32 protein-coding genes and 1 riboswitch are annotated in these 25988 nt (G+C 35.7%); of the genes, 31 read left to right on the top strand and 1 reads right to left on the bottom strand.

What is annotated here, in order from left to right:
* The first annotated feature begins 51 nt into the window (after positions 1-51).
* From htpX to VPHSUH08_RS00540, 3 genes are all read left to right on the top strand, one after another.
* The gene (gene htpX / locus VPHSUH08_RS00550) at positions 52-927 is read left to right on the top strand and encodes a zinc metalloprotease HtpX (RefSeq protein WP_105086512.1); all 876 of its coding nucleotides are present in this window, start codon (positions 52-54) and stop codon (positions 925-927) included.
* 22 nt (positions 928-949) lie between these two features.
* Entirely contained in the window at positions 950-1357 is a 408-nt protein-coding gene (ndk, locus tag VPHSUH08_RS00545) for a nucleoside-diphosphate kinase (RefSeq protein ID WP_004695778.1), read from the top strand.
* Positions 1358-1421: 64 nt separating this feature from the next.
* Positions 1422-1937 (top strand): cob(I)yrinic acid a,c-diamide adenosyltransferase, encoded by a 516-nt coding sequence (locus tag VPHSUH08_RS00540; protein ID WP_004695779.1) that lies wholly within the window; start codon positions 1422-1424, stop codon positions 1935-1937.
* Positions 1938-1983: 46 nt separating this feature from the next.
* On the opposite strand, the gene VPHSUH08_RS00535 is transcribed toward VPHSUH08_RS00540, so the two are convergent.
* A complete protein-coding gene (locus tag VPHSUH08_RS00535) occupies positions 1984-2319 on the bottom strand; it encodes a hypothetical protein (protein ID WP_004695781.1) in 336 nt (111 codons plus the stop codon).
* 63 nt (positions 2320-2382) lie between these two features.
* Between VPHSUH08_RS00535 and cobU the strand changes: the two genes are divergently transcribed.
* The 28 genes from cobU to panC all read left to right on the top strand — a co-directional run bounded on the left by cobU (position 2383) and on the right by panC (position 25987).
* A complete protein-coding gene (cobU, locus tag VPHSUH08_RS00530; RefSeq protein WP_004695782.1) occupies positions 2383-2961 on the top strand; it encodes a bifunctional adenosylcobinamide kinase/adenosylcobinamide-phosphate guanylyltransferase in 579 nt (192 codons plus the stop codon).
* Positions 2954-4471, top strand: a complete 1518-nt coding sequence (locus tag VPHSUH08_RS00525) for a cobyric acid synthase (RefSeq protein WP_004697395.1) — start codon at positions 2954-2956, stop codon at positions 4469-4471. The genes cobU and VPHSUH08_RS00525 overlap by 8 nt, the downstream gene beginning before the upstream one ends.
* 12 nt (positions 4472-4483) lie before the next feature.
* Positions 4484-5476: an adenosylcobinamide-phosphate synthase CbiB gene (cbiB, locus tag VPHSUH08_RS00520; RefSeq protein ID WP_004695785.1), complete on the top strand. Its 993-nt coding sequence runs from the start codon at positions 4484-4486 to the stop codon at positions 5474-5476.
* Positions 5476-6369: an adenosylcobinamide-GDP ribazoletransferase gene (cobS, locus tag VPHSUH08_RS00515; RefSeq protein ID WP_105086511.1), complete on the top strand. Its 894-nt coding sequence runs from the start codon at positions 5476-5478 to the stop codon at positions 6367-6369. The genes cbiB and cobS overlap by 1 nt, the downstream gene beginning before the upstream one ends.
* Before the next feature lie 73 nt (positions 6370-6442).
* Positions 6443-7327 carry a GHMP kinase gene (locus VPHSUH08_RS00510; protein WP_008713891.1) on the top strand — a complete coding sequence of 295 codons (885 nt, stop codon included), beginning with the start codon at positions 6443-6445 and terminating at the stop codon, positions 7325-7327.
* 24 nt (positions 7328-7351) lie between these two features.
* Positions 7352-8482 carry a histidinol-phosphate transaminase gene (locus VPHSUH08_RS00505; RefSeq protein WP_008713893.1) on the top strand — a complete coding sequence of 377 codons (1131 nt, stop codon included), beginning with the start codon at positions 7352-7354 and terminating at the stop codon, positions 8480-8482.
* A gap of 7 nt (positions 8483-8489) precedes the next feature.
* Entirely contained in the window at positions 8490-9128 is a 639-nt protein-coding gene (cobC, locus tag VPHSUH08_RS00500; protein ID WP_004697091.1) for an alpha-ribazole phosphatase, read from the top strand.
* Entirely contained in the window at positions 9128-9826 is a 699-nt protein-coding gene (locus tag VPHSUH08_RS00495; protein ID WP_008713895.1) for a pseudouridine synthase, read from the top strand. The genes cobC and VPHSUH08_RS00495 overlap by 1 nt, the downstream gene beginning before the upstream one ends.
* A 70-nt stretch (positions 9827-9896) precedes the next feature.
* Complete coding sequence (locus VPHSUH08_RS00490; protein ID WP_008713897.1) at positions 9897-10970, top strand: Xaa-Pro peptidase family protein; 1074 nt, start codon at positions 9897-9899, stop codon at positions 10968-10970.
* Between the two features lie 15 nt (positions 10971-10985).
* Entirely contained in the window at positions 10986-11543 is a 558-nt protein-coding gene (efp, locus tag VPHSUH08_RS00485; RefSeq protein ID WP_004695799.1) for an elongation factor P, read from the top strand.
* 135 nt (positions 11544-11678) lie between these two features.
* The gene (locus tag VPHSUH08_RS00480; protein ID WP_004695801.1) at positions 11679-12059 is read left to right on the top strand and encodes an Asp23/Gls24 family envelope stress response protein; all 381 of its coding nucleotides are present in this window, start codon (positions 11679-11681) and stop codon (positions 12057-12059) included.
* Positions 12060-12070: 11 nt separating this feature from the next.
* Entirely contained in the window at positions 12071-12466 is a 396-nt protein-coding gene (locus tag VPHSUH08_RS00475; RefSeq protein ID WP_004695803.1) for an Asp23/Gls24 family envelope stress response protein, read from the top strand.
* Positions 12456-12860, top strand: a complete 405-nt coding sequence (nusB, locus tag VPHSUH08_RS00470) for a transcription antitermination factor NusB (protein ID WP_008713900.1) — start codon at positions 12456-12458, stop codon at positions 12858-12860. Before VPHSUH08_RS00475 ends, nusB begins: the two co-directional genes overlap by 11 nt.
* Complete coding sequence (locus tag VPHSUH08_RS00465) at positions 12860-13813, top strand: metallohydrolase (protein WP_008713902.1); 954 nt, start codon at positions 12860-12862, stop codon at positions 13811-13813. The genes nusB and VPHSUH08_RS00465 overlap by 1 nt, the downstream gene beginning before the upstream one ends.
* Before the next feature lie 2 nt (positions 13814-13815).
* Complete coding sequence (gene xseA / locus VPHSUH08_RS00460; protein ID WP_008713905.1) at positions 13816-15039, top strand: exodeoxyribonuclease VII large subunit; 1224 nt, start codon at positions 13816-13818, stop codon at positions 15037-15039.
* Positions 15014-15220, top strand: a complete 207-nt coding sequence (xseB, locus tag VPHSUH08_RS00455) for an exodeoxyribonuclease VII small subunit (protein WP_008713906.1) — start codon at positions 15014-15016, stop codon at positions 15218-15220. Before xseA ends, xseB begins: the two co-directional genes overlap by 26 nt.
* A gap of 9 nt (positions 15221-15229) precedes the next feature.
* Positions 15230-16108 (top strand): polyprenyl synthetase family protein, encoded by an 879-nt coding sequence (locus VPHSUH08_RS00450; protein ID WP_105086510.1) that lies wholly within the window; start codon positions 15230-15232, stop codon positions 16106-16108.
* 28 nt (positions 16109-16136) lie between these two features.
* Complete coding sequence (locus VPHSUH08_RS00445) at positions 16137-16616, top strand: divergent PAP2 family protein (protein WP_105086509.1); 480 nt, start codon at positions 16137-16139, stop codon at positions 16614-16616.
* On the top strand, positions 16613-17416 hold the full coding sequence (locus VPHSUH08_RS00440; protein WP_105086508.1) for a TlyA family RNA methyltransferase: 804 nt from the start codon (positions 16613-16615) through the stop codon (positions 17414-17416). Before VPHSUH08_RS00445 ends, VPHSUH08_RS00440 begins: the two co-directional genes overlap by 4 nt.
* Positions 17417-17425: 9 nt before the next feature.
* Positions 17426-18310, top strand: coding sequence for an NAD(+)/NADH kinase (locus tag VPHSUH08_RS00435; RefSeq protein WP_024061669.1), 885 nt, complete (start codon positions 17426-17428; stop codon positions 18308-18310).
* Between the two features lie 24 nt (positions 18311-18334).
* On the top strand, positions 18335-18910 hold the full coding sequence (locus VPHSUH08_RS00430; protein WP_004695822.1) for a class I SAM-dependent methyltransferase: 576 nt from the start codon (positions 18335-18337) through the stop codon (positions 18908-18910).
* Between the two features lie 320 nt (positions 18911-19230).
* Entirely contained in the window at positions 19231-19686 is a 456-nt protein-coding gene (gene argR / locus VPHSUH08_RS00425) for an arginine repressor (RefSeq protein ID WP_105086507.1), read from the top strand.
* A gap of 4 nt (positions 19687-19690) precedes the next feature.
* Positions 19691-21355, top strand: coding sequence for a DNA repair protein RecN (recN, locus tag VPHSUH08_RS00420; protein WP_105086506.1), 1665 nt, complete (start codon positions 19691-19693; stop codon positions 21353-21355).
* Positions 21356-21396: 41 nt separating this feature from the next.
* Positions 21397-21569, top strand: a riboswitch (Lysine riboswitch).
* 76 nt (positions 21570-21645) lie between these two features.
* The gene (dapB, locus tag VPHSUH08_RS00415; RefSeq protein ID WP_105086505.1) at positions 21646-22443 is read left to right on the top strand and encodes a 4-hydroxy-tetrahydrodipicolinate reductase; all 798 of its coding nucleotides are present in this window, start codon (positions 21646-21648) and stop codon (positions 22441-22443) included.
* Between the two features lie 23 nt (positions 22444-22466).
* On the top strand, positions 22467-23498 hold the full coding sequence (locus tag VPHSUH08_RS00410) for an aspartate-semialdehyde dehydrogenase (RefSeq protein ID WP_105086504.1): 1032 nt from the start codon (positions 22467-22469) through the stop codon (positions 23496-23498).
* 21 nt (positions 23499-23519) lie between these two features.
* A complete protein-coding gene (gene dapA, locus VPHSUH08_RS00405; protein WP_105086503.1) occupies positions 23520-24407 on the top strand; it encodes a 4-hydroxy-tetrahydrodipicolinate synthase in 888 nt (295 codons plus the stop codon).
* 272 nt (positions 24408-24679) lie between these two features.
* Entirely contained in the window at positions 24680-25072 is a 393-nt protein-coding gene (panD, locus tag VPHSUH08_RS00400) for an aspartate 1-decarboxylase (RefSeq protein ID WP_101928273.1), read from the top strand.
* 72 nt (positions 25073-25144) lie between these two features.
* Positions 25145-25987, top strand: coding sequence for a pantoate--beta-alanine ligase (panC, locus tag VPHSUH08_RS00395; protein WP_105086502.1), 843 nt, complete (start codon positions 25145-25147; stop codon positions 25985-25987).
* The last annotated feature ends 1 nt before the right edge of the window (position 25988 follow it).

The following is a 25988-nucleotide window of genomic DNA, read 5'->3' as shown; positions in this document are numbered from 1 at the left end:
TGGTATAATTATAGTGTTAGGCATAGTCCATAACAATAATTGGAGGAAACTATGAACAATATAAAAACAACACTTTTGTTAGCTACGCTAACGGCCATTTTAGTGGTTATTGGTGATATGATTGGCGGCAGAAGCGGTATGATTATGATGTTTGTCATATCCATGGGTATGAATTTTATGTCTTATTGGTACAGCGATAAAATCGTTTTAGCCCAATACAATGCTCAACCTGTTACTGCACAGTCTAATCCAAAACTATATGCAATGGTAGAGAAATTGACTAAAAATGGTAATTTACCAATGCCAAGGGTTTATATCATTCCCAGTGAAGTACCGAATGCATTTGCAACAGGTAGAAATCCTAGTCATGCAGCAGTTGCTGTTACAGAAGGTATCCAACGTCTATTAACTGATGAAGAATTAGAAGGTGTGCTTGCACATGAATTAACACATGTTAAGAATCGAGATACATTGATTAGTACAATTGCAGCTATGATGGCTGGTGCTATTTCTATGATAGCCAATATACTTCAATTCACTGCCATATTTGGGCGCTCTGATGATCGAGAAGGCACTAACCCTTTGGCGCTTCTTGGTACGATCATTATTGCACCTATCGCAGCTGGTCTTATTCAGATGAGTATTTCCCGTACTCGTGAGTTTTTAGCTGATGAGGGAGGCGGAGATATGTGTCGCAACCCATTAGCACTGGCTTCTGCACTTGCAAAAATTGACTACTACTCTAAACATGGTGCATTGCCTAATGCAAGTAATGCTACAGCCCATATGTTTATTATTAACCCTATGATGGGAATTGGTGAAAGCTTGAGCAATCTTTTTAGTACACATCCTCGCACGGAAGAACGTATTCAAAAGTTAAAGAAACAAGCTATGAATCCAAAGTATAAAGAAAAGGCAATATTATAATTAGTATCTACTGGAGGGTATCATGCAAGAAACATTAGTTTTAATTAAACCAGATGCAGTTAAACGTCAATTAAGTGGTGAAATCCTTAGCCGTTATGAACGTAAAGGCCTTGTTATTAAAGCATTAAAACTTTTACAAGTACCTCGTGAATTAGCGGAAGAACACTATGCAGAACATAAGGAAAAGCCATTCTTTGGTGAATTAGTTGATTTTATTACATCAGGCCCAGTTCTTGCTTTTGTGTTAGCTGGTGAGAACGCAATTGTATCCGTACGTGCTTTAAACGGAGCAACAAATCCTGTAGATGCTGCCCCTGGTAGTATTCGTGGTGACTATGCCCTAACAATGGATGCTAACGTAGTACATGCTTCTGATTCTCCAGAAGCTGCTGCTCGTGAAATTCATCTTTGGTTCCCTGAATACAAATAATCTCAAGGTTGGTATTATTTAGCTTTTATTTCTACATCCATGTATATCTATAGGAGGTAATCATATGGCAAGTAGTGTTTATACAAAAACAGGTGATGCTGGTACAACTGGTTTATACACGGGAGAACGTGTACAGAAATCATCTTTACGCGTAGAAGCTTATGGTACAATCGATGAATTACAAGCTTTTTTAGGATTGGCTCGCGCTTATGCTGAAAATCCACGTGTTGCTGCTGAATTATACGATATTGAGCGAAACTTATGGACATTAATGGCCGATATTGCAAGTTTAAATACTGCTCCGGTAATTACTGAGCAATATGTAAAGCATTTAGAAAAAGTTATTGATCGCTTTGATGCAAAGTTAGAACCTTTATCTAGTTTTGTCATTCCCGGTGAAAAACAATCTTCTGCTTATTTACATGTAGCTAGAACGATTACTCGACGTGCGGAACGCGCTTTATGGCGAGTATTAGACGCTGGTGAAAGTGTTCACGAATCTAATTTAAAATACTTAAATCGTCTATCCGACCTTTGCTTTATCTTGTGTCGTGTAGAGGAAGAACTTGGGGCTGAATAAACAAAAAAAGCTATGTATTTTACATAGCTTTTTGCTCGTTATAGACCTATTGTGAAATTGTTTGGTTTAAAACATCTTGAGGGCTAGGATAGTAAAAGAAGATATGAGGAATTTCATAACGGAATTTTTCTCTTAATAAATTGGCTAATGTTGTTTCAAAGTTTATAATTTTATCAGCGCCGAAATCAAAGTCTTCAACTAATACTAATAGTTGTGCTTCAACTTGCGGTGCGTTTTCAGGTAAAGCTTCTGGTGGTAGAGGAACATTCACTACTACTCGTGCAGTACCAATATATTTACCTTGTCCGTCATCGATGGCAACACGATATGTATTATCCCATAGCGTAGCCATCATTTTTAGTTTCATATTCATAATTTCCATAGTATCGCTCCTTTGTTATACTTATAATGATACTGAAATTATAAATTCTTGTATAGGTGCATTATGAAATCACAAATTATATTGTGTTCCGGTGGGGCACGCAGTGGAAAAAGTGAATTTGCTGAACGTTTAGCATTGGCTACAAAGGGGCCAAAAGCTTATGTAGCTACGGGCCAAGCTTTTGATGAGGAAATGGTGGATCGCATCAAAAAACATCAAGAGCGACGAGGAAAAATATGGAATAATTTTGAAGTACCTTTACATTTAGCTGATGAATGGGAAAATATCAGTCAATCAGCAGATGTAATTCTTATAGATTGTTTAACCATGTTCACTACCAATCACATGATGGCTTATGGCTCCATTCGTGGTCAAGAAGATGCTAATAGATTAGAACAGACAATACTTTCAGAATTAGACACTTTATTAGACTCGATACAATCATGTGAAGGTAAAACAGTTATATTTGTGACCAATGAAATTGGGTTAGGTATTGTGCCGGATAATAAACTGGCTAGATATTTTAGAGATATTGCTGGTCGTGTGAATCGAGCAGTAGCTTCTGTTGCAGATAAACTCTATTTAACAATTAGTGGTGTTACCATTGAATTGAAATCACAGGAGGTTCATATAAATGGCTAAGAAAATCATGTTTCAAGGAACGAGTTCTAATGTAGGTAAAAGTATTCTTTGTACTGCATTATGCCGTATTTTTTATAGAAAAGGTTTTAAGACCGTTCCTTTTAAAGCACAAAATATGGCCCTCAATTCTTATGTGACAAAATGGGGCGATGAAATTGGCCGTGCTCAAGTCGCTCAAGCCGAAGCCGCTGGTATTGATCCAATTGTTCAAATGAATCCTGTGTTATTAAAACCTACAGGAAATCAATCGTCTCAAGTTGTATTGATGGGGAAACCTGTTGGCGTATATAGTGCCAAAGAATATCATACAAAATATTCACTAACCGCTTTAGATAAGGTTAAAGAATCTATTGATTTCTTAGACTCAAATTTTGATATGATGGTTATCGAAGGTGCCGGTAGTCCTGCAGAAGTTAACTTAAAAGCAAATGATATTGTAAATATGCGTATTGCCAAGATGACTCAAGCTCCAGTTTTTCTCATTGCAGATATTGACCGAGGTGGTGCTATTGCGTCCATTGTTGGTACCTTAGAATTATTAGAACCAGAAGAACGCGATCTTATTAAAGGTATCGTTATCAATAAATTCCGTGGTGATATCAAACTATTAGAACCAGCTCTTACATTTATTGAAGAAAAAACAGGTAAAAAAGTGGTAGGTGTTATTCCTGCCATTGAGAACCTCGATATTGATGAAGAAGATTCTGTTGCATTAGAGAACAAACGCAATAGTGGTACTAAAGATATTCAGGTCGTAGTTATGCAAACACCTAAAATCTCTAATTTTACAGACTTTGATGCACTTAATTATGAGCCAGATGTATCTGTCCGTTTTGTAGGCCCTGGAGATGTTATCGGTACGCCAGATTTAATTATATTACCTGGTTCTAAAAATACATTGGCTGACTTAACATATTTACGTGATACAGGCTTTGCTGATGAAATCAAAAAATTGGCTGCTCAAGGTACACCTGTTATCGGTGTTTGTGGCGGTAACCAAATGTTAGGTAAAACTATTTATGATCCGCATCATATGGAAGGTGATATCGAGGAAATTGAAGGACTTGGCCTTGTTGAATCCTCCACGACTATGAAGGCTCAAAAAACTACCCATCAAGTACAATTCAATGTATCTAATTTACAGTTTTTAAATGGTACTTTCAGGGGTGAAAAATTAGTAGGCTATGAAATTCATATGGGGGATACTACGCCACTAGCAGATTCGGTGTCTCGTTGCTTTACAATTACAAGTCGCAGTGAAGAGGCTGTCAATGTTATTGATGGTTTTATTGATGGTAATCATCAAGTAATGGGTACATATATTCACGGTGTATTTGATAATGACGAGTTTAGACGTTTTATTATCAATCAATTACGTGAACGCAAGGGATTACAACCATTAGATGTAGTATTCCATTATTTTGACCATAAAAATGCGGCATATAATCGCTTAGCTGATATTGTGGAGGAACATCTAGATATGGATTATATTATGTCTACCTTGGGATAGTAGAGGAGATATATGGAACATTTAGCAATTTTTCACTGGTTTTCAAAGTATAACTTTGTGTGCATACCAGTTTTAGCATTTTTATTGGATTTAATTATTGGAGATCCCAATAGTAAATATCATCCAGTGGCCATTATTGGACGTATAATATCTTTTTTTGAAGCCGTTCTTTATAAAGACACTGATAATGATACGAAGAAATTGTGGTACGGTGGTATTGCAGTAGGTTTAATTCTTATATCGGTATATATCATAGTATCTTTATTGTTATGGCTAGGTGGAGTAGTAGACGAATGGGTATACTATGCTTTCGAAGTAGTGATCCTCTACATTGCCATTTCTCCACGTTCATTGGCTGGCGCAGGTTTTACCATTAGTCAGTTAATAAAACAAGGTAATATTGTAGATGCTCGCAAACGTTTATCATGGATTGTGGGACGAGATACGGAAGACTTAGATGAAAGCGAAATCACTCGGGCTACAGTAGAAACGATTGCGGAAAATACGGTAGATGGTATTATTGCACCTTTTTTCTTTTTTATTATCGGTGGCCCTATGGGGGCTATTCTTTATAGAACTGCTAATACTATGGATTCTATGTTAGGCTATAAGAATCAAAAGTACTTGTACTTTGGTCGCGTAGCTGCACGCTTTGATGACATATTAAATTGGATTCCTGCCCGAATTACCTTTGTATTATTTGTAATTTCTGCATTCTTTTTACGCTTTGATGCTAAAAAGGCAATAGAAATCGGTTTACGTGATGCAAAAAAACATCCTAGTCCTAATGGGGGGTATGCAGAAGCACCTGTGGCAGGGGCCTTACATATCCGTTTAGGTGGTTACAATCAGTATTTCAAAAAAATGACCTTCCGTGAATATATGGGCGATCCTATTGAAAAGCTAAACCGTAACCATATTACTCGAACAATTTATATGATGTATGTTACGACTATACTAATGGTTATCATTAGTACAGTCATTACCTATGGGATGAATGTATAATGACACCTTTTTTTATAGCACTACAATTTTTAACGCGTTTAAAAATTGTAAATCAAACTGAATGGTCTGTAGAGGACTTTGGTAAATCTGTTGTAGCCTTTCCTTATGTGGGCCTTATTATTGGTCTCATATTAGCTATATTATATGGCGTATTATCGCCATTTATTCCGATTATGCCATTGATGTTAATTATCGTTGTGGCTGAGTTTTTAATAACTGGTGGCCTTCATGCTGATGGTTTGATGGATACAAGCGATGGTTTGTTTTCCGGCCGTGAAAGAGAACGTAAACTAGAAATCATGAAAGATAGTCGTATAGGCTCCTTTGGAGTTGTTGCTTTTGTATTTGTTACACTTTTGAAATGGCAATTATTAGCTTCGATTCCATCGGCTGAATTTATACCTATGGCACTCATTATGATGCCTTTAATGAGCCGTTGGTCTATGGTTTTTAGTATTCGATCCTATCCATATGCTAGAGAACAGGGGATGGGGGCAGCATTTGCTAATTTAGCACCTAAACATGTTATTACTTATAACACCATATCTACGTTCTTTATGCCTATTCTATTACTATTAATCGGTTTAGTATTATATACACTTTTATATGGTGCTTATGCAATTTTTTCAGCACCTGATGTAGGGTATTTAGTAGGATTAGGTGTGTTAGTATATGCTACTATAGGTATTTTCCAAATCAATATTGTTAGCATGATTATTACGTATATTATTAACCGATTATTAAACCGCTATATTGTAAAAGCGTTAGGTGGCACTACTGGTGATACATATGGATTTGTTGTGGAAGTAACTGAAGTATTATTGATATTGGTATATAGCATAATTGTATCTATACAATCAGCTACGGTAGTTAATAATCCAACTATGTTCTAACTCTAAATTTTTGATTTTCAAAGTTTTAATATTTTTAGAACGTATACTTTATTTGATGTGAAAGGAGTTTAATGTGACCTATTATGTAAGAGCCCCAGGTACATGTGGGGAATTTCTACAAGGTTCTATTGATGGTCAGTCATTTTTAGTGACATGTCCAATTAATCGATACTCCTACGCATTGAGTAATGTAATACAACCTTTTTCTAAAGAATTTTGTGCACTTCAACCAAAGTCTGCACAAGCTCGTAAATTAGTACAAGAGTTGGTCCAACAAAAAAATAAAAATCAAATTTGCCCGCCTGTGTATGTAAGATCTGATATTCTACAAGGAAAAGGCATGGCTTCAAGTTCGGCAGATATTTCTGTAACAGCTATGGCTACAGCTTTGGCCATGGACTATGATTTATCATTAAAAGAACTTGAGCAAATTTGTCTATCTGTAGAGCCTACAGATGCCTCTTTTTATCAAGGTGTAACTCAGTTTGATTATATTAAAGGGACTATCTCTAAGCCATTAGGTATGTGCCCACCTTTAAAAATCCTCGTTTTTGACGAAGGCGGTAGCATTGATACAGTTAGCTTTAATAAACAAGCAGATTTACAAAATAAAATTTTAGAAAAAGAATCTATTATACAAGAATCCTTTGATTTGTTTAAACAGGGGCTTACAACGCATGATATAAAGCTTATTGGCCAAGCTGCTACATTGAGTGCCTTTGGCAATCAGCGTATTTTATATAAACCTAATTTATATGACTTTCACGATGTAGGTAATTCTTATAATAGTGTAGGAACAATCATCGCTCATAGCGGAACCATTATGGGACTATTATTCCCCGTTGATTATGGTCGTATTAATGATTGTAAGAATGAGATTTTGCGTAAGTTGCCACAATTATCCTATGTAGATACGGTTGAAACTACGAATGAAGGATTAACTTATATCAAACGATAAAGTATTTCATAGAAAGAGAATAGTATGTCTAAAATACATGGGGGCAATATCTTTCAGTTTGCCCATGAACAACGAATTGAACCATATGAGGTTATTGACTTTAGTGCTAATATCAATCCACTAGGCCCTAGCCAACGTGGCTTATCTGCATTAGAACCTCAATTGCGATATATATCACATTATCCGGATGCTACAAATGATGATATATTAAATGCCATTGCTGATATCTATGGTATGAATAAAAATCAAATTGTAGTTGGCAATGGAGCGGCAGAGCTATTATATGCAATTTGTCGGTTACCTGGCTATACGGGCGCTTTTGTTCCCGCACCAGGTTTTTCTGAATATAAAGCTGCTTTAGAAGCAAGTAGAATTCCAGTACGCGATATTTATTATAGACCACGGGAAGATGAACATGGAAAACCTTATTTTGAGGTTCCTTATTTAGCATTAGAAACTTTTGCAGCCGAGTTAAAAGGGCAAGATGGTCGTATTATTGTATTTCTAGGTAATCCCAATAATCCAGATGGTACGTTACTTGATAAGAACCATATTCGTACTATTGCAAGCATGCTGAAAGATGCTAATAGTTTACTTGTTATAGATGAGTCCTTTATCGATTTTGTTGGTAACGACACATTACAAGATAATGAATACTCCATGCGCTCCCTAGTTAACGAGTTTGATAATATTATCGTGGTTCATTCTTTTACAAAATTCTATGCCGTGCCAGGGCTACGAATTGGTGCTGCTTTCAGCAATCCTCTTATCATTGAGCAACTAAATAGTTTTATTCCAACTTGGTCTGTTAACACATTAGCTCAATCCTATACAGAGGCGGCTTTGAATGATGTAGAGTATGTGAAACGAACAAAACAAGTATTACATGAAGAGCAACTTTTTATGTATAACTCATTAGATACTATAAATGGTATTACTGTATATCCGCCTTCAGCTAATTTTATATTGTTCCACATTGAACAAGAAGGAATAACAGCAGAGTCGATTAATGAAGCGCTTAAAAAATATAATATGATTGTTCGCAACTGTGATTCTTATATGGGATTAAATAATCAATGGGTTCGCGTTGCAATAAAAGATCATGATACTAATGTTAAGTTAGTAGAAAAATTAACAGATATTTTGAAAGTATAGGAAGACTATGAAAACATTGTATATTGTGCGCCATGGTGAAACTGATTGGAACAAAATGGGAAAATACCAAGGCATCACAGATGTTCCACTTAATGAAAATGGTTTAAATCAAGCAAAGGCATGTGGTCAGGCTCTTAAAGATGTTAAATTTGATCGCATATTATCTAGTGATTTGAGTCGTGCTTTAGTTACAGCTGAAGTCATTCGCGGTGAACGTACTACTCCTATTACGGTAGATAAACGCTTACGAGAACTTAATTTTGGTGATTGGGAAGCTATGTTATTTTCAGATATCGAAGATCGTTGGCCTGGTTTGATAGATGAAATGTATTTGCGACCACATCTAGTTAAGGTTCCTAATGGTGAAAGCTTTAAGAATTTACAAGACCGTGCATGGGCAGGTCTAGAGGAATTCATCAATGTTAATAATGAGGAGGAAACACTTCTCATTGCTTGTCATGGTGGAACTATACGAACATTATTGTGTAAATTATTAGATATTTCCATTAGTCATTGTTGGAATTTTAGTCAAGGTAATACAGCAATAAATCGTATATTCTATAATGGCATGGGAGAATTTGATCATAATATTTTAAACTTGCTCAATGATACAGCACACGTAGATGTATTACAAGGTCATGCATAATGCGACTAGATAAATTATTAGCCAATAAAGCTTATGGTAGTCGAAAAGAAGTCCATCAAATCATAAAAGATAGAAGGGTTACCATCAATGGTAGTATAACAACGAAAAAAGATACTCATATTGATATTGATGTTGATATAGTTGCTGTTGATGGTAAGATTGTTAGTACTACTCAACTATATTATGTAAAATTTCATAAGCCAAAGGGCTATGTTACCGCCGTAGAAGATTCTAGTCACCCTGTTGTTATGGATTTACTCCCTCCAGAATTCATAAAAATGGGAGTAGTTCCAGTAGGCAGATTAGATAAGGATACAGAAGGACTTTTACTATTAACTAATGATGGTGTGTGGGGACATTCTATCATCAATGGTAATAAACATGTGCCTAAGGTTTATTACGTAGAATTTGAAGGAACGCTATCTGATGAAGGTATACAACGTATTAAAGAGGGAATTCTTCTTGGAGATGGTACGCAATGTAAACCGGCAGAAATTGAATTTGTATCGTTACATTCAGTACATGTAACAATTGAAGAAGGTAAGTATCATCAAGTTAAGCGCATGATTGGTGCTGCAGGTGGTACTGTAACATATTTGAAACGTCTTACGATTGGTCATATTGATTTAAGTGGCATTGAAGAGGTTGGTTCTGCAATGGAATTGACCGTTGAACAGATAGAGGGCTTTAAAAAATAGCATAAAATTCTATTCAATATAGGTATTTTATGGTAAGATTAATTGTACTTTATAGACTAGGAGCAAGATTATGAATGGATTAAATCTGCTACAACAGTATATTAAAGAGCAAGAATTAACAGGCGTCATTTTAATAAGCCCTATAAATCTACATTATTTTGCAGGCTTTACTGGTACTACAGGCTTTGCTATCATTACTCAAGATAAAGCCTTTATGATTACTGATTTCAGATATACTGAACAAGCAACAAAACAATGTGAAGGGTACACAGTTATTCAATATGAAACAACTGTTATGGATACTCTTGTAGATATATTCAATGAACATCATATTCACGAAGGTTTATTCGGTATAGAAGGCAAACAAATGCCTGTGGATACGTATGAAACTTTATGTGATACATTAGATGAACGCTTTAATTTTACATCTATCAATTTTGCAAAACTACGTGCGGTTAAGCGTGAAGACGAATTAGACTTATTGCGTAAAGCCGCTAAAATTGGTGATGATGCTTTTGCTGCCTTGCTACCACAACTAAAGGTAGAGATGACAGAAAACGAAGCGCGCATTATATTAGAATCAGAAATGTTAAAACGTGGATCAGAGGAACCTTCCTTTGCAACCATTGTTGCTTCTGGTAATCGTTCTAGTATGCCTCATGGTGTAGCCAGTGATAAGGTCATTGAAGCAGGTGATTTTGTTACCTTTGACTTTGGTGCAGTATATAAGGGTTATCATTCTGATATGACTAGAACTATTGTAATGGGGCCTGCCTCTGAATTACAAAAGAAGCTGTATGGTATAGTTTTAGAAGCACAAAAACGTGGCGTAGCTGCAGTTCGGGCTGGTATTACTGGTAAAGAACTTGATGCAGTTTGTCGTGATTATATTAAAGAACATGGATATACCAAGGAATTTAATCATGGTACTGGACATGGCGTAGGTCTTGAGATTCACGAAGAACCAGTAGCCAATACTAAATCCGATACGGTATTTACAGAAAATATGATCATTACGGTAGAACCTGGCATTTATATAACAGGTACTATCGGATTGAGAATAGAGGATAGTGTCATCGTCAAATCTGACGGCTATGAGGTGTTGACACATAGTCCAAAAGAGTTAATTGAAATAGGTATTTAGAAGGAGAAGAGTTAGATGATTTCCAGTAATGATTTTCGTCCAGGTGTAACCGTTGAAATTGACGGTAATGTATGGCAAGTAGTTGATTTCCAACACGTTAAACCAGGTAAAGGTGCTGCATTCGTACGTACTAAAATGAAAAACTTGCAAACTGGTTCTGTAGTTGAGCGTACATTTAATGCAGGTGAAAAAGTGCCTAAAGCACATGTTGATCGTCGTCGTATGCAATACTTATATGAATCTGATGGCTCTTATACATTCATGGATAACGAAACTTATGATCAAGTTGAACTTACCCTTGAACAATTAGGTGATGCTAAAAACTTCCTTCTTGAAAATATGGAAGTATCCATCATGTTCTTCCAAGGTATCGTAATCGGTATTGATTTACCTGTAGCTGTTGAACTTCGCGTAGTTGAAACAGATCCTGGTATCCGTGGCGATACTGCAACTGGTGGTAATAAACCAGCCGTATTAGAAACAGGCTACACTGTAAAAGTACCTCTCTTCATTGAAGTAGATGATGTACTTCGTATTGATACTCGTACAGGACAATACATCGAACGTGCCTAATACTCATTGATATGTATTGGGGCAAGATCTTTTCAAGGAATCTTATTCCCCATATATCGTAACATTTGCACTGTAAGCACTTGTCGTCTATGTAATTATATATAGGGACAGGTGCTTTTTTTGAAAGAGGCCAGTATGACCAAGAAAAATACTGAACTAGAGTCGGGTAAGATTAAGATTAATGATGATGTATATGCTACAATTGTAACAATGACAGCGCTTGACACAAAGGGAATTCATCATATGAGTTCCACCTTTAATGATGGCGTTAACACTTTTTTTAGACGTAAATCCGATCATGAAGGTGTTAAGATATCCTTTAACGATGAAGGAGCAATATCAGTTACACTATATGTGTGCATTCAGTATGGATATCGTATTCCTGATGTTGTTTTACGTCTACAAGAGCGCATTAAAACTGCTTTAGTCTCTTATACAGAAATTGAGGTTCAAACTATTGATGTAGTTGTACAAGACATTATTTTTGATGATTTAGTAACACCTCAACAGCCATAGGAGGTATCTCTATGAGTTCAGATAATCAATTAAATTATGGTTTAGACACGGATACCATTGATATTGCAGATTCTGTCATCATTGATGTAGCAACAAAAACTTTAGGAACCATTCCTGGTATTCATTCTTTAAGCCCACGCTTTTACGATGAGTTGGTAGAGGGTATTACCCATGCTTTTGGTCAGCGTAGCTTACCTGGTATCAATGTAAAGCATCGTAAAGGTTTTATTGAAATTAATATTTATATTAAAGCATTGTATGGATATAATCTCATTGAATTATCGAAACAATTGCAATTAGAAATCAAACAAACCTTAAAAAATATGCTAGATCTTGATCATATTAAGGTTGATGTGCATATTGAAGGTATTGTAAAAGAAAAGGAGCCAGTTTTACATGGTAACTAAGCGAAATCGGCGAGAGGCTCGTCAATACGCATTCCAAATGTTATATGCCAATGAATTTCATACTGATCAAAATGATGTTCAATTTCCCGAAGGAAACATTCATAAAGCAATGGATAAGGCATATGCAAATAGTATTATAGAGGGTGTACTATCAAATGTTGAAGCAATTGATGCTACATTACAGCCATTCTGTAAATCTCGTAAAGTAGCAAATTTAGATAAGGTGGATCGTTCTATCTTACGTATTGCAGTTTGGGAAATGAACAATAAAGTGGAACCTTTAGAGCCATCTATTGCTATTAATGAAGCCATTCAATTAGCTAAAGAGTTTGGCTCTGATGCATCTTATAAATTAATTAATGCAATCTTAGACGCATATAATAAGAGTAAATAATGAAACGATATTACTTAGGCATTGATACGAGTTGTTACACCACAAGTTGTGCCATTGTAGATAGCGACTTTCACATAGTAGGGGAAGCACGTAAAATCTTAGAGGTAAAACTGGGTGAGCGAGGACTACAACAATCAAATATGGTCTTTCAGCATACAAAGGCGTTGCCTAAGTTAATGTCAGAGTTGCCTCAGGTACCAATTAGCGGCATAGGTGTTAGTGGCTTTCCGCGCCGTGAAGAACGCTCTTATATGCCTGCCTTTATGGTCGGGTTAGGACAGGGGCAAACCTTGAGTCATCTTATGAATGTGCCTTTACATATTTTTGCACATCAAGAGAATCATATATTAGCTGCTTTGAGGGATTTAAAAAATATTCCTAATGACCCATTTTTGGCATTACATCTATCAGGTGGCACGACAGAACTATTATATTGCCATTATCAAGGAAACGGTATTTTTGAATCTCATATCGTTGGTGGTTCTAGAGATTTACAAGGGGGACAATATGTTGATCGCATAGGTGTCGCGTTGGGCTTACCATTTCCTGCAGGTAAACATTTAGAGGCATTAGCATTACAAACTACAGAATATGAACCATTGCCATCATCTGTAAAAGACGGATGGATTAGCTTTGCCGGTCCTTGTAGTGCTGCTATGCGGCGTATAAATAACGCTATGAGTGATATAGATAAATCTAAGTTAGCTAGAGCTGTTTTTACTTCCATTGGAAATGCTCTAGAAAAAATGATTACTTATCATACTAAAGAGAAACCTGTACGTGCACTCATTGCTGTAGGTGGTGTGATGAGTAATAGTTTACTTCGTAAGCGGATGGAAACCTATTGTAAACGAAATCATCTCCAATTACATGTGGCGCAACCACAATTCTCTGTTGATAATGCCACAGGTAATGCTTTTGGTGCTGCTTATTTACAAGAATCTAGAGGATAATCGTGAATGTATTAACCATTACACAATTAAACAATCTCATAAAACGTACCTTAGATCGTGAATATCTATTAAAGAATGTATATGTAAGTGGTACCATTATTAATGCAAAACGTCATAGCAGTGGTCATATGTATTTTTCTTTAAAAGATGAGGAATCTGCTATTGATGTGACAATGTGGTCTAGTACCGTCATGCAAAAGGGACTAGCTAATGCCATTCAAAATGGTTTATTAGTAACTGTAAAAGCATCTGTTAACTTTTACAATAAAATGGGCCGTTTAAATCTCATTGCATCAGATATGCAAATAGGTGCTAAAAGTCCGTTACAGCTCGAATTTGACGCTCTAAAACGAGAGTTAACTGCTTTGGGGTACTTTGATGATAGCCATAAAGTAGGTTTACCCTATATGGCGAGTTGCATTGGTATTGTTACATCCCAATCTGGTGCTGTATTACATGATATTCTACATGTTAGTAAACAACGCAATCCACTAGTTCAATTTAAATTGTTTTCCGTTCCTGTACAAGGTAGTACCGCAGGCCCAATTATAGCAAAAGGAATTGCTACGGCAGATGCTGATCCAGATATTGATGTCATCATCGTTGGTCGTGGTGGTGGATCTATGGAGGACTTGTGGTGTTTCAATGATAGAGCTGTTGTAGAGGCAATTTATAATGCTCATACACCGATTATTTCGGCGGTAGGTCATGAAACAGATTACACCTTATGTGATTATGTAGCTGATGTACGTGGTGCTACGCCTAGCCATGCTGCAGAAATGGCAGTACTTCCAATTACTATATTACAAGATCAGTTGACAGAAAAAGAAGAGTATTTACACGAATATATACGCTATACACTACAACAAAAACGTACAGATTTAACATTGCTCTTTAATCGAAAACTTGGCATTCCAGCTCTGCAATTTTTACATAAGCAAAAATCACACTTACAAGAGCTTTCTCAAACTCTAACTAATGCAACTAAAGAACGATGTAATGCAGAGAGACATAGCTTAGCATTATTGGCACAACAGTTAGAGTCACTAAATCCATTACAAATGATGATTAAAGGTTTTGCAAAGGTTGAGCATGATAACAAACCTATTACTTCGGTTGCCCAATTACAACCAAATGACGATATACGAGTTACACTAGCTGATGGTTATATTACTGCTACGGTAAAGGAGGCGCACAAGGATGGCCGCATCACTAAAAAGTTATGAGAAAAAATATAAGGCCTTAGAAGATATTGTTAAGCAATTAGATGATGGGGATATGACCATTTCTGAGCTTTTATCACAATATAAAAAGGGCTTAACTTTGGTAAAAGAATGTGCTGAAATGCTCGATTCTGTTGAAAATGAAGTACAACAAATTATCGAAGAAGTCCGCATCAGCGAATAAGGAGATTCTATGTTCAAAGATTATTTAGCATCTAGCAAACAAAATATTGAACAATGGTTAGGCGAAGTACTTAATAGCCCAAATCAAGAATTTGAACAACTTTATGAATCTATGAATTATAGTTTAATGCAAGGTGGCAAACGAATACGACCTATTTTAACTAAGGCTGTGTTGGAAATGCTTCATAAAGAGCCAGCTGATTATAAGGAATTTCTATGTGCTATGGAGTGTATCCATACGTATTCATTAGTTCATGATGATTTACCAGCTATGGATAATGATGATTATCGCAGAGGTAATTTGACCAATCACAAAGTATACGGTGAGGGACTTGCTATTTTAGCCGGTGATGGGTTATTAACATATGCCTTTCAATTGATGACTTCAAATACAGTTGCTAGTGCACAGCAAAAACTAGATGCTATACAATGTGTTGCTACTGCTGCTGGTCCAGAAGGTATGGTTGGGGGACAAGCCTTTGATTTGCTCAGTGAAGATAAACATATTCCTTTAGAAGAATTAAAGGTTTTACATACTGGTAAAACAGGTGCACTATTTAACGCTTCTGTAGAATTAGGTCTTATTCTTGGAAGTGCTAATAATACTACGCGAACAGCCCTTATGGAATATTCTAATTGCCTGGGATTATTATTCCAAATTACTGATGATATTTTAGATGTAACCGGTACTATTGAAGAATTAGGGAAAACACCCGGTAGTGATATTCGCCAACATAAATCTACCTATGTATCTTTACTAGGTTTAGAGCAAGCAAAACATCAATCCTACTTAGTAGGTAGCCAAGCTCATGATGCGTTAAATTTGGTTTCTTATGATACAACTATACTATCAGCATTAATTGATTATCTTTTAGAACGTACGAATTAATGGGTATTACCTGTAGAAGGTATAAACAATGATTGATATATTACCACAAATAGCACATAATTATATCGCACAAGCTGCATTTTGGGGCTGGTTTACGGCTCAAGCTATCAAATTTGTATGGCAACTCTTAAAACATGGTAAATTCCGTCCAGAACGCCTTGTTGGATCTGGTGGTTTTCCAAGTTCACATACATCATTTGTAATTGCTACAACAACAGCGATTTACCTTAAAAATGGTGTAACGGATCTATTTATATTATCCTTAGTATTTTCAATTATTGTTATGTATGATGCGTCTGGTGTACGATTAGAGGCAGGACGACAAGCTCAAATACTTAATCAAATTGTAGATTATTTTACAAAAAAAAATATACCTGTTGTCATTACACGTAAAGAAGCATTAAAAGAGTTGTTGGGACATACACCTATCGAAGTATTTGGTGGTTTAATTCTCGGTATTCTCGTGGCCTTTATTCAGTTTTATTGTATTTATCATGGTGTAATATGAACAATAAAGAACGATTAGATATACTCCTCGTTAATCGAGGCCTTTTTGAAAGTAGAGAAAAAGCAAAAGCAGCTATTATGGCGGGCCTTATATTTATGGATACTACGCGCATAGATAAAGCAGGCACCAAGATTCCTGCGGATGCTAATATTATTGTAAAAGGCAATACTTTACCTTATGTAAGCCGTGGAGGACTTAAATTAGAAAAGGCTATTCAAACTTACCCTATCGATTTACATGGGGCTGTGATGATTGATATAGGAGCTAGTACAGGTGGTTTTTCAGATTGCGCATTACAAAACGGTGCGTCTAAGGTCTTTGCCATCGATGTAGGATATAATCAATTAGCTTGGAAATTACGCCAAGATTCACGTGTAATTAATATGGAGAAGCAAAATATCCGTACTGTTACTGCTGAACAAATAGGTGAACTTGTTGATTTTATTTCTATTGATGTAGCATTTATTTCTTTAGACAAAGTTTTACCAGTAGCTACTAATTTATTAAAAGATACGGGCTCACTTGTGGCCTTAATAAAACCACAATTTGAGGCTGGTAAAGAAAATGTTGGTAAGGGCGGTATAGTGCGAGATAGTGAAATCCATAAAGAAGTATTACATCGTATTCTACATGTTGCGTATGATTGTGGATTGTATACACATGGCTTAACTTTCTCACCAATTAAAGGTATGGAAGGTAATATAGAGTTTTTAGGTTATTTTAAAAAGTACGAAGAAGGGGCCTTAACCATTGATGATACTTTGATTGATACAGTGGTTGCAGAAGCCCATTCATTATAGGAGATTACTATGCGTATCGGATTCTTCCCCAATATGGGGAAAAGCAATATTATGGCAGTTTTAAAAATGGCTGCACATATTTGTAAAGATGAAGGTATCGAAGTATTTTTGCCAGATGATCTCGAATCAGATGCACCTGCACGAGTACTTAAGATTCCTGAAACTCATATTTTAAGTCGCCCAGAAATCTTCAAACAAATAGATATTGCCTTTAGTTTTGGTGGTGATGGTACCATCATCCATCTTGCAAGACAAATTTATCCATATAATGTACCTGTTTGTGGTATTAATCTTGGCGAACTAGGTTTTTTAAATCAAATTGAAATTCATCAAATGCAAAGTCATATTAAACGTATTGCTAATGGTGATTATAATATTGAAAAGCGCGGACATTTATATGCTTATATCGAACGTCATGAGGGTAAAGAGGAAGAACTAGTTCCTATCATTAACGAAATTGTTATCACTCGTGCTGAACCGGCTAAAATGGCTCGAATTAATATGTCCATAAATAATCAACATACGCAAATGTATCCATCGGATGGTTTAATTATTTCCTCTGCTACAGGTTCTACCGGCTATAATCTATCGGCTGGTGGTCCAATCATGAAACCAGATAATCGATCTATCATTGTCACCCCAGTAGCACCACATTTAATTCAAGGTGTAAGCCTTGTTTTAGAGGAACATGATACGATTCAAATTACAATGCCGGAAAGAGAACCACAATTACATATTTGTATTGATGGTACATTTGACTATACTTTTACAAATAAAGAAACCTTACATATAAGCTCTAACCCTGTATATTGTTTATTTGTACGATTCAAGGATCAATGTTTCTTTGGTACACTATTTAAAAAGTTAGCATCTCGTCGAGATGAATTGTTATAACCAAATCTCAAGTGGGGTGGTTTTTTGATTAACATTAACAATGCTGTTCAATTCCAACATTTAATCTGGGATAGATGTATGGAAAATGCCAAAGTGGTAGTAGATGCTACATGTGGTAATGGCCATGATCTTTTATACCTTTCTAAACGGGCACAAAAAGCATGCCATCTATATGGAATTGATATTCAAATGAAAGCTATTAAAACTAGCAAGGAGCTTTTACAATCAAATGATATTGCGCCAGAAGTGAGTTTAACGTTTATTCATGACTCTCATGATTTAGCGGTAGCTCATCAATTAAAGGATGAAGTTATTGATTTAATGATTTTTAACCTAGGATATTTACCTGGAGGAGATCACCAAGTTGTAACAAAACCGCATCAAACCATTGATGCCATAAATGAAGGTTTACACAAACTTTCCAAGTCTGGAGTTATTACAATAGTTGCTTACCCTGGAACAACAGAGGGATTTGAAGAAATGCAGTCTCTTAAATCGTATTTATCAGATTTAGATCAGAAAATATATAATGTATGTCATTGGCATCCGATGAACCAAATACATAATCCACCTGAGTTATTTATATTGCAAAAACGATAAAACGAAATATATCTTTATTCATTATGAATAAAACTCATACTCAGTTAGTAAAACCCCCTTTATAGGGGATTTTAATTATACATGTATATTTTTTTATTTTTAAATTATTAATTCCCTATAAATAGATGAACCTTATGAGCTATGAATTTGCACGTTATCAATATATAGAATATTAACAATATTTTAAATATTAATATAATATGCATAAGACGTATAATATATGCGATTTATACCATATATTAATTATGAATATATGGTATAATATTATCAGAAAGATACTATTCTCTTTTATGTGCAAGGTTTAAAAAAGGGAGTTCAAAATGAAACGCTATCGCTATAACAAAATTAAAGAGATCGTGCAGTCCAAGGCGATTGAAACACAAGAGGAATTAGCTGCGGCTTTACTAGAAGAAGGTATTGAAGTTACACAAGCTACAGTTTCTCGTGATATTAAGGAATTAATGTTAATCAAAATTCCTACAGGCGATGGACATTATCGTTATGCATTATCTCCAGAGGAAAATGTAGTTTTATCTCGTAGTCGTATTAACCGACTATTCCAAGATTCTTTGATTAAGGTTGATCACAGTTTAAACCAAGTTGTATTACATACAATCCCTGGTTCTGCTCAATCTGTAGCATTTTCTATCGACCATGCAAAATGGACTGAAATTATTGGTACATTAGCAGGGGACGATACTATTTTGTTAATTGCAAAATCCGACGCTGAAGTTCCAGCAATTTTAGCGAAAATTCAAGATTTAATGAAGGACTAATAATATGTTAACGCAAATGAGCATTCGCAACTTTGCGTTGATTGAGCAAATGAATATTTCATTTAATGATGGCATTACTATCTTTACCGGCGAAACTGGGGCAGGGAAATCCATTCTTATGGATGCCTTTAGTATCCTATTAGGAGAACGCGCAAGTAGCGAGTTTATTCGTCACGGTAAAGATAGTTTTGTTATTGATGGAATATTTGATATTGCTAATCACCAAAGTATTCAAGACCTATTAGAGTCTAAAAATATCATGATAGAAGAAGGCCAGTTAATTCTATCTAGATCCTTTAACCGTAATGGCAAATCTAGTATATTGGCTAATGATCAACCAATACCTTTAAAAGCTTTAAAGGAGATTGGTCAATACTTAGCAGATATTCACGGACAATATAGCAACCAACGTTTACTAGACGCTGATACACATCATGAATATTTAGATACTTTTAATAAAGAAGGAAAAGAAGCCTATAAAGCTTATACTGATGCGTATAAAATGTATAAGCAAGCAAAACAAGATGTAGATCATTTACAAGAAAATATGTCTGAGCGAGCCCGGGAGCTTGATATGCTTAGATACCAAATCGACGAAATTGAAGATGCTGGTCTGAGTGTTGGTGAAGATGTAACTATTGCAGAAGAACTTAAGCGTCTTGACAGTTTTGAACATATCGATAAGGTTTTAGGTTCTTGTTATGATGCCTTTTATAATGGACGTCAACCATTACTTGATACGATTAACTCGATTAAGGTAGAGGTTAATGATCTAGTAAAATATGACAGCGAGTTAAAAGATGTCTCAGAAATGGTGGACTCTGCTTATTTCCAATTAGAAGAAGCTGCACAATCTTTAGATCGTTACAGGGATACTATCAGCTACGATGAAGAGCGTTATAAGTATTGCCAAGACAGAGATACCACAATTTATAGCTTAAAGAAAAAATATGGTGAAACCGTAGAAGATATTCTAGCATACGAAGAAAAGGCGCAATCTCGTTTAGAAGAACTAGAAGGCCTTGTATTTGCTCAAGATGAATTAGAAACTCGTCTTGAAGAAGCAAAAAAGGTAGCAGAAGAAGCGTTAACAGTTTTACACGAGGTACGTCAAAAAAATGCAAAAGATATTGCTACGGCCTTACATCAAGAATTAGTGGATCTAGGGATGCCCAAAGGGGATATTCAATTTCATATTGAAGAGGGGACTGAGTTATCCTCATTAGGTGCAAAGTCTATTGAAATGTTATTCTCTGCGAATAAAGGGGAACAGTTATTACCTCTACATAAAGTAGCATCTGGCGGTGAGTTAGCTCGCATTGCATTAGCCTTTAAATCAGTATTCCGCAGTGACGCTTTTAAAACGATGGTATTTGACGAAATTGACGTCGGTATCAGTGGTGATATAGCACTTAAGGTGGCAGAGAAAATACTTAATTTATCTAAAACCAATCAAGTATTTTGCATTACTCATCTGCCTCAAACAGCAAGTATTGCGAAACAACACTATCATCTATCTAAAATCGAGCAAAATGATCGTACAATTTCTACATTAGCAGTTTTAAATGAGGAAGAACGAGTAACACAAATTGCGTCTATGATGTCTGGTAAGGGAATGTCTGCTACAGCACTTGCAGCGGCGAAAGAACTTATTGACCATTTTAATTGACTAAAATCGCATAATTACTTATACTAATAGTATTAAATGAATATGTTGATAGAGGTGCGAGTATTAAGAGTAATCATGAGGAGTAGGCATGCATTGATCCATGATAAAAGGGATGCTTGCCGAAGTTCGATGATTGCGACTCATCGTTCTGGTTGTCTATTTAATAGATAGACAACTGTCATCAATCCTGTATTGGTGGAGTGCTATCATTGAGCTTTTCGTAAGAGTATATATAGTTATATAATCTATAAGGCCAGTGGATGCATCCACTGGCTTTTTTGGAGGTATATATGATTCGAGTAATGGTAAATGGCGCTGGCGGCAAAATGGGTCGTGAAGTAGTTAAAGCAGTACATAATGATCCTGAATTAACATTAGTTGGTGGTATTGATCCAACTAAGGCAGGGGAAGATGTAGGCTCCGTAGCAGGAATCGAACAATTAGGTATCAAGATGAATGCCTCCATCGATGAGGTATTAGATACAAATAAACCTGATGTCATTGTAGATTTCACTAATCCAGCTGTTATTTATGAAAACGCAAAGAAAATGTTATCCGCTGGTATCCATGTAGTCATCGGTACTACAGGATTGACCGCAGAACAACGAGATGAACTTGATGCAATTGGTCGTTCCAATCAAGCGAATTGCTTAGTGGCTCCAAACTTTTCTCTTGGGGCGGTAATGATGATGAAAGTGTCTGCAGAGCTCGCTCCATATTTCCCTAATGTAGAAATTATAGAATTACATCATAATCACAAATACGATGCGCCTTCTGGCACAGCTATTTTAACAGCTAAATTGATTAACGATGCTAAACAAGCTGCTAAGGTAACTGCTGATGAGGATTTGACTCGAGAAAGCTTACCAGGTGCTCGTGGTGCTAAGGTTGACGATGTAACAATTCATAGTGTACGCCTTCCAGGTTATGTGGCTCATCAAGAAGTATTATTTGGTGGTTATGATGAAACATTAACTATACGTCATGATAGCTTAAGCCGTTTATCTTTTATGCCAGGCGTAGTATTAGCATGTAAAAAAATTAGTTCTAAAACTGGCTTAACATACGGTTTAGAACATTATTTATAATATTTGTACAAGGAGATGTATCAATGAAAAAACCTAATGTTGCTATTCTAGGTGCTACTGGTGCAGTAGGTGCTGAATTTATTACACTTATTGAAGAACGTAACTTTCCTTATGAAAACTTAAAACTATTAGCTTCCGCTCGTTCTGCAGGTACAGAACTTACTGTGAATGGTAAAACATATATTGTAGAAGAAGCAAAACCTGAATCTTTTGATAATATTGATATTGCATTATTTGCAGGTGGCTCTATATCTAAAACATTAGCGCCTGAAGCCGCTAAACGCGGTGCTATTGTAATTGATAACTCTAGTGCATTCCGTATGGATCCTGAAGTTCCACTTGTAGTACCAGAAGTTAACCCAGAAGATATTTTAAAACATAAAGGTATCATTGCAAATCCTAACTGCTCTACAATCATTATGAGCTTAGGTTTAAAACCTCTTCATGATATTTCTCCTATTAGACGCGTAATTGTAAGCACATACCAAGCTGTATCTGGTGCAGGTAAAGAAGGTATTGAAGAACTTGAAAATCAAGTAAAACAATATACTGCAGGCAAAGAGATGACAGCAAATCTATTACCAACAGGCTCTGCTCCTAAACACTATCCTGTAGCTTTCAACTTATTGCCACAAATTGATGTGTTTTTAGAAAACGATTATACTAAAGAAGAAATGAAGATGGTTTACGAAACACAAAAAATTCTTCATGACGAAACTATTCAAGTAGTTCCAACTACAGTTCGTGTTCCTGTATATCGCTCCCATTCTGAATCTGTCTTGGTAGAAACAGCAGAACCGGTATCTGTAGAGGCTTTCAAAGCGGCATGTGAAAAATTCCCTGGTTTACAAGTTAAAGATAATCCTGCTGAACAAATTTACCCTATGCCATTGTATACATCTAATCAAAACGACTGTGAAATAGGTCGTATTCGTAAAGACTTATACAATGACAACGGTATGAACTTCTGGATTGTAGGGGACCAAATTCGTAAAGGTGCAGCTCTTAATGCGTTGCAAATTGCTGAGTACTTGGTGGAAAAACAAGCATTTTAATCTATCAAGGGGAGGATATATATGAAAACCTTTGGTCGAGTGTTAACAGCTATGGTGACATCCTTTAATAGTGATGGATCCGTAAATATTGAAAATTGTATTGATATCGCCAATTATCTGTTAGATAATGGCTCTGATGGTCTTGTAGTTTGTGGTACAACGGGTGAAAACCCAACTATGTCTAGAGACGAAAAATTAGCTCTATTTAATGCGATTGCAAAAGAATGTGGACATAAAGGTTCGATTATTGCCAATGTAGGCAGTAACGATACAAAAGCTTCTGCAGACTTTGTAAAGGAAGTCTCTAAAATCGATGGTATCGATGGTTTGCTAGTTGTAGTACCTTATTACAATAAACCTAACCAGCAAGGTCAATATTTGCATTTTAAAACTATTGCAGAAGCTACTACATTGCCAATCATGGTGTATAATGTTCCAAGTCGTGTGGGGACAGGTATTTTCCCAACTACCTTAGTTCAACTACATAACGAATATCCACATATTTGTGCGATTAAAGAGGCAAGTGGTAATTTGATGATTGCTTCTGAAATTAAGCGCTTAATGCCTAGAGATGATTTCATGGTATATAGTGGGGATGATGGTCTTACATTACCGATGCTTTCTATTGGGGGGTGTGGGGTAGTATCCGTAGTATCTCATGTAGCAGGCAAAGATATGAATGCTATGATTCAAGCTTATGAATCTGGTCATAACCACGAAGCGATTCGTATTCATCAAGCCTTATCAGAAATCATAAAAGCAATGTTCATCACCACAAATCCGATTCCTGTCAAATATGCAGCCCGTAAAATTGGCTTGCCTGTGGGAAAATTTAATTTACCAATGTGTGAACCAACGGCTGATGAAGCAGCATATATTGATAAAGCATTAGCAGAATATCTAAAATAAAATATCAGTATAAAATAAAAACCAGTAACTACATTGTAGCTACTGGTTTTTATTTTACACTACAATCTTACTGTTATTTTTGATTAGAGTGACATTATTTGTATTATATTAATTGTATTTTAATGTAAAAATTTATAATTATGGTATAATTTCTCTGGAGATAGTATTTTTAACTATACTCTAGTCTACTGTTAATTCATGATAAACAGATAAATTGTGAAAGTTCGAACCGACCAATATGGCGGGTACATTTAAAACACAAGGAGTTTAGCATGATACTAACAATGTTAAAAGGTAAAATTCACAGAGCTACTGTGACACAAGCAGAGCTTGATTATGTAGGGAGTATTACAATTGATACAGATTTATTGAATGCATCCGGAATACGAGAATATGAACAAGTTCAAATTGTAAATATTAATAATGGAGCACGTTTTAGTACATATACTATTGCCGGAGAAGCAGGTAGTGGTGTTATATGTTTAAATGGTGCTGCTGCACGACATGTGCAAGTACATGATAAGATAATTATCATGTGTTATGCACAGCTTTATGAAAACGAAGTTGAGAGCCATAATCCTCTCGTTGTATTTGTAGATAACAATAACAAGATAAGTCATATAAAAAACTATGAGAAACATGGTTTATTAGTTGATCAAAAATAATTGTCATTGATCGAATTACAGTAGACTGTATAGGAGACTATCTTCGTATTTACAATATAACGGAGGAATATAATGGAATTTATAACAACTATCGAAAATGTACGGAATATAGTAAATAGCTGGAGAAAAGAAGGTTACACAATTGGTTTTGTACCAACCATGGGATTCTTACATGAAGGACATGCTGCATTAATTGATCAAGCTAGAAAAAATAACGATAAGGTCATTGTCTCTATATTTGTAAATCCTATTCAATTTGGAGAAAATGAAGACTTGAGTACTTACCCTCGTGATATTAATAGTGATAAAAAGTTATGTGAATCACATGGTGTCGATCTTATTTTTGCTCCAAATCCGGAGGAAATGTACCAAGATAAAAAGGCATTTGTAAACATTGCGGATTTATCTGATACATTGTGTGGTATTCGCAGACCAATTCACTTTAAAGGCGTTTGCACTGTGGTGGCAAAATTCTTTAATATTACTCAACCAACAAATGCGTATTTTGGTGAAAAAGATGCACAGCAATTAGCCATTATACGTAAAATGGTCTTTGATTTAAATTTTCCTGTCAATATTATTGGTGTTCCCATTGTTCGTGAAAAAGATGGTTTAGCAAAATCTTCGCGTAATACATATTTGTCTAGTGAAGAACGGAAAGCCGCTACCATATTGTATAAAGCTATTCAATTGGGAAAACAAACTATACAATATGGTTGCTCTGCTAAATGTATCATTGATACTATGACAGACACTATACAAACCGAACCGCTTGCTAAAATAGATTATATTTCAGTTGTTGATGCTAAGACTATGCAACCTGTACAAGAGGTTACTGCTCCAGTATTAGTGGCTATGGCCATATATATTGGTCCTACACGACTTATTGATAACTTCTCATACGATCCAAAATAAG

It is taken from the genome of Veillonella sp. S13054-11, assembly GCF_002959795.1.
In the GTDB taxonomy this organism is placed as follows: Bacteria; Bacillota; Negativicutes; order Veillonellales; family Veillonellaceae; genus Veillonella; species Veillonella parvula_E.
The sequence above is the reverse complement of the archived record's forward strand: the minus strand, read 5'-3'. Positions and strand labels throughout refer to the sequence as shown.

Excerpts from the sequence above, each read along its gene's own strand:
- VPHSUH08_RS00475 (WP_004695803.1), top strand. The coding sequence starts at position 12,071 with ATGAGTTCAGATAATCAATTAAATTATGGTTTAGACACGGATACCATT.
- xseB (WP_008713906.1), top strand. The coding sequence starts at position 15,014 with ATGGCCGCATCACTAAAAAGTTATGAGAAAAAATATAAGGCCTTAGAA.
- cbiB (WP_004695785.1), top strand. The coding sequence starts at position 4,484 with ATGGAACATTTAGCAATTTTTCACTGGTTTTCAAAGTATAACTTTGTG.
- panC (WP_105086502.1), top strand. The coding sequence starts at position 25,145 with ATGGAATTTATAACAACTATCGAAAATGTACGGAATATAGTAAATAGC.
- cobC (WP_004697091.1), top strand. The coding sequence starts at position 8,490 with ATGAAAACATTGTATATTGTGCGCCATGGTGAAACTGATTGGAACAAA.
- argR (WP_105086507.1), top strand. The coding sequence starts at position 19,231 with ATGAAACGCTATCGCTATAACAAAATTAAAGAGATCGTGCAGTCCAAG.
- VPHSUH08_RS00490 (WP_008713897.1), top strand. The coding sequence starts at position 9,897 with ATGAATGGATTAAATCTGCTACAACAGTATATTAAAGAGCAAGAATTA.
- recN (WP_105086506.1), top strand. The coding sequence starts at position 19,691 with ATGTTAACGCAAATGAGCATTCGCAACTTTGCGTTGATTGAGCAAATG.
- VPHSUH08_RS00480 (WP_004695801.1), top strand. The coding sequence starts at position 11,679 with ATGACCAAGAAAAATACTGAACTAGAGTCGGGTAAGATTAAGATTAAT.
- ndk (WP_004695778.1), top strand. The coding sequence starts at position 950 with ATGCAAGAAACATTAGTTTTAATTAAACCAGATGCAGTTAAACGTCAA.
- nusB (WP_008713900.1), top strand. The coding sequence starts at position 12,456 with ATGGTAACTAAGCGAAATCGGCGAGAGGCTCGTCAATACGCATTCCAA.
- VPHSUH08_RS00450 (WP_105086510.1), top strand. The coding sequence starts at position 15,230 with ATGTTCAAAGATTATTTAGCATCTAGCAAACAAAATATTGAACAATGG.
- dapA (WP_105086503.1), top strand. The coding sequence starts at position 23,520 with ATGAAAACCTTTGGTCGAGTGTTAACAGCTATGGTGACATCCTTTAAT.
- efp (WP_004695799.1), top strand. The coding sequence starts at position 10,986 with ATGATTTCCAGTAATGATTTTCGTCCAGGTGTAACCGTTGAAATTGAC.
- VPHSUH08_RS00525 (WP_004697395.1), top strand. The coding sequence starts at position 2,954 with ATGGCTAAGAAAATCATGTTTCAAGGAACGAGTTCTAATGTAGGTAAA.
- VPHSUH08_RS00540 (WP_004695779.1), top strand. The coding sequence starts at position 1,422 with ATGGCAAGTAGTGTTTATACAAAAACAGGTGATGCTGGTACAACTGGT.
- VPHSUH08_RS00495 (WP_008713895.1), top strand. The coding sequence starts at position 9,128 with ATGCGACTAGATAAATTATTAGCCAATAAAGCTTATGGTAGTCGAAAA.
- htpX (WP_105086512.1), top strand. The coding sequence starts at position 52 with ATGAACAATATAAAAACAACACTTTTGTTAGCTACGCTAACGGCCATT.
- cobU (WP_004695782.1), top strand. The coding sequence starts at position 2,383 with ATGAAATCACAAATTATATTGTGTTCCGGTGGGGCACGCAGTGGAAAA.
- VPHSUH08_RS00410 (WP_105086504.1), top strand. The coding sequence starts at position 22,467 with ATGAAAAAACCTAATGTTGCTATTCTAGGTGCTACTGGTGCAGTAGGT.
- VPHSUH08_RS00505 (WP_008713893.1), top strand. The coding sequence starts at position 7,352 with ATGTCTAAAATACATGGGGGCAATATCTTTCAGTTTGCCCATGAACAA.
- cobS (WP_105086511.1), top strand. The coding sequence starts at position 5,476 with ATGACACCTTTTTTTATAGCACTACAATTTTTAACGCGTTTAAAAATT.
- dapB (WP_105086505.1), top strand. The coding sequence starts at position 21,646 with ATGATTCGAGTAATGGTAAATGGCGCTGGCGGCAAAATGGGTCGTGAA.
- VPHSUH08_RS00465 (WP_008713902.1), top strand. The coding sequence starts at position 12,860 with ATGAAACGATATTACTTAGGCATTGATACGAGTTGTTACACCACAAGT.
- VPHSUH08_RS00535 (WP_004695781.1), bottom strand. The coding sequence starts at position 2,319 with ATGGAAATTATGAATATGAAACTAAAAATGATGGCTACGCTATGGGAT.
- VPHSUH08_RS00440 (WP_105086508.1), top strand. The coding sequence starts at position 16,613 with ATGAACAATAAAGAACGATTAGATATACTCCTCGTTAATCGAGGCCTT.
- VPHSUH08_RS00435 (WP_024061669.1), top strand. The coding sequence starts at position 17,426 with ATGCGTATCGGATTCTTCCCCAATATGGGGAAAAGCAATATTATGGCA.
- panD (WP_101928273.1), top strand. The coding sequence starts at position 24,680 with ATGATACTAACAATGTTAAAAGGTAAAATTCACAGAGCTACTGTGACA.
- VPHSUH08_RS00445 (WP_105086509.1), top strand. The coding sequence starts at position 16,137 with ATGATTGATATATTACCACAAATAGCACATAATTATATCGCACAAGCT.